We start from the raw sequence: 1,483 nt of genomic DNA, 5'->3' as shown, positions 1-1,483 counted from the left end.
ATTTTCAAAATATTTTTTTCAAAATAACTGCCAAGCTTGTCTTGGTTTTTTTATTTTTAATTTTTACTTTTTTGTTTTCACTTTTTACTCTTCATTCTCACAGTTTTTTTAAATATCTTAATGTAGTCCTACTATTTTTATTAAAGTCTTTGCTATCGCTTTTATATTGCCTTTTATCACGCTTTAAAATCTCATTCAATCGCCATAGTTTCGGCTTGGTTAAATTCAATACAAAATCAGATACTTTAAAAATGGTTATATAATATACTACAGTCAGTAGCTACTCCCACGCTCATCAATGAGCAGACACAGTACGCACTTCTAGTGCATTGTGTTCTTGTTGCGGGAAGGTGTGCCGTCAACCCCATTATTTACAAGCATTTCAGGCGATTCAATTTTTAAAAACAAGGCGGGAAATTTTATTTTGCAAACTTTCACTTTCTAATCTAAGTAAAACCAATACAAAAAGCCAGTGATAAACATGGCTAAAAGCAGTACAGCCTGTATCTGTATATGTTACATCGATTTAGACATACAAATGACACAACACACAGACATATATTTGACTGTCAAACATAGACGACAAACAATGTCTAAATCTTCATAAAAGACATCGTAAGAATGTCTATAAATCTATTTAAAATATTTTATGACATACAAACTATGTACTAGACATAATTTGTATGTCATTGTAAAATATAATAAAGACGACAAATGACATACGATATAAAGGCTATAAAATGCACAGAATAACTTTAAGACTCCCTGAAGAACTTGCAAAAACAATTGAAGACTACGCAAGTGAAAGCAAATCAATCCCAACAAAACAACATGCCTATAGATTCTTTCTTGAACAAGGGATTAATGTAGTCATGAATAAGGAAAACAAAGGGCAAGAAAGATTAGCAGAGATTTCAGCTACTTTAGCACTAGAGAATAGGCACTACTTGAGACAGATATATCGCATATTATTTGATGTTAGAAAATCTAAATTTGCAGAGCCTGAAAGTGAATTTGAATCGGTAAGAATGGGAATGAAAGAGCTAATAAAATCTGTTTTATCAAACGAAAACCAAGGAAATAGTGAACAAAATAACGGTGAAAACAATGCCTAAGATGATACCGAAAGAGATACGAATAGATGAAAAAAAGCTAATAAATATTCGTGAATTGATGGTTGAATATGAGGAAACAAATGAATCTGCATTCATTCGTGATTTGATTGATATAGGCTATGCGGTCAAAAAAGCACAGCTCAATGCGTCAGATGATGAGGAAGTCGAAAATTGGCAAGCAGTCTATCAAGATGCCGCTAAGAAAATGATTGAATGCCACCATTTAATCAGACAAGCGTTTGCATTTACGTATAATGCTAAGTTATCTAAACATGAGGGTTATGGGGTTGAGCTAAAGGAAAACAAGAGAGAATCAGATGAATATATCGCTGATCTTTTAAGTGGGGAGGTTGATTCTGAGAAATTGA

Annotated in this window: 2 protein-coding genes; both read left to right on the top strand. The window is 32.6% G+C overall.

What is annotated here, in order from left to right:
* Positions 1-740: 740 nt before the first annotated feature.
* Positions 741-1,115, top strand: a complete 375-nt coding sequence (locus IE867_RS14420) for a hypothetical protein (protein WP_192485401.1) — start codon at positions 741-743, stop codon at positions 1,113-1,115.
* Positions 1,108-1,483 (top strand): hypothetical protein (locus tag IE867_RS14415; protein ID WP_192485400.1); only part of this gene is annotated, 376 nt, incomplete at its 3' end. The genes IE867_RS14420 and IE867_RS14415, both read left to right, overlap by 8 nt.

This window comes from Cysteiniphilum marinum (assembly GCF_014857925.1).
Taxonomy (GTDB): domain Bacteria; phylum Pseudomonadota; class Gammaproteobacteria; order Francisellales; family Francisellaceae; genus Caedibacter; species Caedibacter marinus.
The sequence above is the reverse complement of the archived record's forward strand: the minus strand, read 5'-3'. Positions and strand labels throughout refer to the sequence as shown.